The following is a 3,552-nucleotide window of genomic DNA, read 5'->3' as shown; positions in this document are numbered from 1 at the left end:
CTCTGCCCAGGTGCCGGCCTCGGCCACACCACCCAGCCGCCATTCGTCCTCAGCAGAAAGGACCACAGCACAATGAACACGTCTCGGACGACGGGGGCGCCCGCTGGGCGGCCGTCGCCTCCCTCGTGGAGACGTGCAAGCTCAACGGCGTCGACCCGCAGCGCTACCTCGCCGACCTGCTCACCCGGCTCGTCAACGGCTGGCCCAATAACCGCCTCGACGAACTCATGCCCTGGTGCTGGGCCACCGCCGACGCGGGCTAACCCTCAGGTCAGATCGCCAAGGGTCTGTCGGCCTCGCTTACCCTCGACGTGCAGGCCGGGACTGTGATCGGCGCCTGCAAGGGACGTCACCGAGCGACCGAGTTCCGGGCCTTTCTGGATCAGGTCGAGGCGGCCGTGCCCGCGGATCTCGACGTCCATCTCGTGCTCGATAACGCGGCCACCCACAAGACGCATGTGGTCCACGACTGGCTGCTCAAGCGGCCCCGCTGGCACCTGCACTTCACGCCAACCTCGGCGTCCTGGCTCAACCTTGTCGAAGGCTGGTTCTCGCTGCTGACCCGCCGCTGCCTCCAACGAGGCGCCTTCGCCAGCACCGACGCCCTCCAGGCCGCTATCCAGGGTTACATCGACAGGACCAACGCCGAGCCGAAGCCCTTCATCTGGACCAAGTCCGCCGACGACGTCCTCGCCAGCATCGGACGGTTCTGCCAACGAACCTCTAACTCAAACCACTAGCTAAATTGTCTCCGCACTAAGCTCGACTTACACTGGGCCTCCTCTTTTCAGATGCTGGTGCGAGACTAGGATGCCCGCGGTAAGATGATACAGGCTGCTGGCCGGCGCGGGCTCCGGCGACGCACGCCCCTGTGGGTCAAGCCGTTCGAACCAGAGCCCGCGGGGCTCCGCAGCGAGATAGTGCTGAAGCGCCTCAAAAGCACGGATTATGCCCTCCGGCGAGGCATCGGGCCGCAGCGCCTCCGCCTTTAGGCGCTCCGTTTGCGGCCAAAGGCGCGAGCCCCCACTCTTCAGTGTGCCGTCGCTCCAGACCTCATCATACAGCGTGCCAAGTTCTGGATTGATGCCATGGCGGTCAACAAAAGCGAGCAACCCGCGTTCGGCTTCGGCAAGAAGCCCGGGCGTGGCCACACTCCGCTCACCCGCAAGCCGTCCGTACCAGTCCAGAAGCCAGACCCATTCGCAATGATGTCCGGGCTCGATCGAATGTCGTCCCTGTTGCCACAGCGGGACTAGCCCGTCGTCAAAGAACTCAGGCAAGGTTCCGGAACGTCCATCACGGAAGCGGTGCAGGAAGAGCCTGACCATGTCACCAGCCCGGTCCAGAAAGATCTCGTCCCCAAAGGCCTCTGACGCGGCAAGGCAGGCCTCCAATAAATGCATGTGCGGGTTCTGGCGTCTTGGCGAGTTCGGAGGAAGGCTCTCGACATAGCCGCCCCTGGGATGCGTGAAGCGCTGGTCCAGATACTGAATCAGCGCAAGCGCCTCCTGCCGCAGCAATGCCCCTGGCAGCAGCATTGATGCGCTAGACAGGGCGAGCAGGACGAAGGCATGGTCATAGAGGTCGCGGCTGTGATCGGTAACGTAGCCATCCAGGTCGAAGCAGCGGGCATAGCCGCCATCGGCCCCTCTGGCTTTGTCGCGCAGGAAGGAAATTCCGAGTTCCACGGCTTCCCCCGCCCGAGCAAAGCCGTCCGCATGAGCCTTGGCGAAGACAAAGGTCTGGCGCGAGACCACACGAAGACGGCGGAATCCGGCTGGGCTGCGCAGCGTGCCCAGTTCGAGGCTTTCGCGGAAACCCCGGCGCTCCCAATCCACGCCGTGTTCGAGCCATAGCGGCCATGCCGTGTCCCGCAACCAAGATCGGGCAGTATCCACGGCACCTAGCGCCGGACCGGCAAACTGTCCAGGAGCGTTCATGGGCCTGGTCGGCCTGTCCTTATGGCCTGAGCCGCGGGGCTGCGGCGGAAACATATTCTAGGGGCGGGGCAGCACCTGTGGTAGGGGCGGGCCACTACGGTTCCCTCCTGGCACGCTGCGTGGTCCCGGCGCTATAGGGGGGCGGCAGGACGCGCGGCGCTACTCCGTGCCGTGCGCGTCTCGTTCTGGGGGGGGTTTGCGCCATGATTTTGCTGACGGGGGCAGCCGGCTTTATCGGATCGAACCTTCTGGCGCGTCTCAACGAGGTCGGAATGACCGATGTCGTGATCTGTGACGTACTCGGCACCGAAGGCAAGTGGCGCAACCTGCGCAATCACGAGTTCAACGATTTCGTGCCCATCGGCGCTCTCAAGGATTGGCTCGGGCAGGCGCCGGAACTGGAAGCCGTGATCCATCTGGGCGCCAACTCTGATACCACGGCCTCAGACGGCGACGAGGTGATGGATCACAACTTCGCCTGCTCGCTCATGCTGTGGCGTTACTGTACTGCGGCAAAAATCCCCCTCATCTACGCTTCCTCCGCAGCAACCTATGGTAATGGGGAAGCAGGGTTCCTCGATCAGGATACGCCGGACTTTCTTGCCATGCTCCGACCGCTAAACCTCTACGGCTGGAGCAAGCACATCTTCGATCGGCGCGTGGCACGCGAGTTGGAGCAGGGTCGCCCAGCGCCGCTGCGCTGGTACGGGCTGAAATTCTTCAACGTCTATGGCCCGAACGAGTACCACAAAGGCCATATGCGAAGCGGCGTGTTCAACGTGACGAGCGCGGTGTTGCGCGGCGAGCCGGCGCGTCTCTTCGCCTCGGACCGTCCTGATTTCGCTGATGGCGGCCAATCGCGCGACTTCGTCTTCGTCAATGATATCTGCGATGTCATGGTCTGGCTACTGCGCAGCGCTGCCCCCTCTGGCCTCTATAATGTAGGTTCGGGGAAGGCTCGTAGCTGGGCGGATTTAGCGCGCGCGGTTTTCGCAGCCCTTGGGAAGCAGCCAGCAATCGAGTTTATGCCGATGCCCGATGCGCTGCGCGGACGTTACCAGTATTGGACCGAGGCCGACATCTCAAAGCTTCGTACTGCCGGCTACAATAAGCCGATGACCTCGCTTGAGGAAGGCGTCTCACGTTATGTGAGGCAGTATCTGGTAAATGAAAATCACTATCGTTGATAATGCAGGACAGGGTCAAGGCAGCCGCGTCCTGCAAGGGGGAGCATCGGTCGCAACTGCTCCGGACGCACGGTGGTCTGCCCCCGGGGCGATTAACCGACCAGGCAGGAGCCTCACCTAGTCTCGATGTGGATGGCTTTGGGGTCGGTCCAACCAATCTCGGGTCGCAAAGTGAGCCGCCCATGGAGTGAACCCCTGGAGTTGGACCACTGGGGCACCCGGAACTGATACGCTGGCTGGACCTTCGATCAGGAGAAGGTCATGTCATCCCGAGGCCCCTACCGGCGTCAGCTATGGACGGCCCCAGCTATGGACGGCCCCACCACCACGTGGGTCATCTTGGCATCCTAGCAGCACGGTCGCCTGCAGTCAGCTATCCGGTCTTGTCTAGACCCTGATGGTTTCCGCGAAACGGCGCCCAATCA

4 protein-coding genes are annotated in these 3,552 nt (G+C 62.9%); 3 read left to right on the top strand and 1 reads right to left on the bottom strand.

Annotated elements, in window-relative coordinates; genetic code table 11:
* Nucleotides 1-263, top strand: a 263-nt coding sequence (locus ACO1BU_RS36390; RefSeq protein WP_424140742.1) for a transposase domain-containing protein, incomplete at its 5' end; no start/stop codon positions are given.
* Nucleotides 264-275: 12 nt separating this feature from the next.
* On the top strand, nt 276-740 hold the full coding sequence (locus ACO1BU_RS36385) for an IS630 family transposase (RefSeq protein WP_424140743.1): 465 nt from the start codon (nt 276-278) through the stop codon (nt 738-740).
* A 27-nt stretch (nt 741-767) separates the two neighbouring features.
* Here ACO1BU_RS36385 and ACO1BU_RS36380 read toward each other — a convergent pair whose 3' ends face one another.
* A complete protein-coding gene (locus ACO1BU_RS36380) occupies nt 768-1,940 on the bottom strand; it encodes an AGE family epimerase/isomerase (protein WP_424140741.1) in 1,173 nt (390 codons plus the stop codon).
* A 203-nt stretch (nt 1,941-2,143) separates the two neighbouring features.
* Between ACO1BU_RS36380 and rfaD the strand changes: the two genes are divergently transcribed.
* A complete protein-coding gene (gene rfaD / locus ACO1BU_RS36375) occupies nt 2,144-3,127 on the top strand; it encodes an ADP-glyceromanno-heptose 6-epimerase (RefSeq protein WP_424140740.1) in 984 nt (327 codons plus the stop codon).
* Nucleotides 3,128-3,552 lie beyond the last annotated feature (425 nt).

The organism is Roseomonas chloroacetimidivorans (assembly GCF_049629625.1).
GTDB lineage: Bacteria > Pseudomonadota > Alphaproteobacteria > Acetobacterales > Acetobacteraceae > Roseomonas > Roseomonas chloroacetimidivorans.
Note: the sequence above shows the minus strand (reverse complement) of the source record. Positions and strands in the feature narration are given on the sequence as shown.

Excerpts from the sequence above, each read along its gene's own strand:
- ACO1BU_RS36380 (WP_424140741.1), bottom strand. The coding sequence starts at position 1,940 with ATGAACGCTCCTGGACAGTTTGCCGGTCCGGCGCTAGGTGCCGTGGAT.
- rfaD (WP_424140740.1), top strand. The coding sequence starts at position 2,144 with ATGATTTTGCTGACGGGGGCAGCCGGCTTTATCGGATCGAACCTTCTG.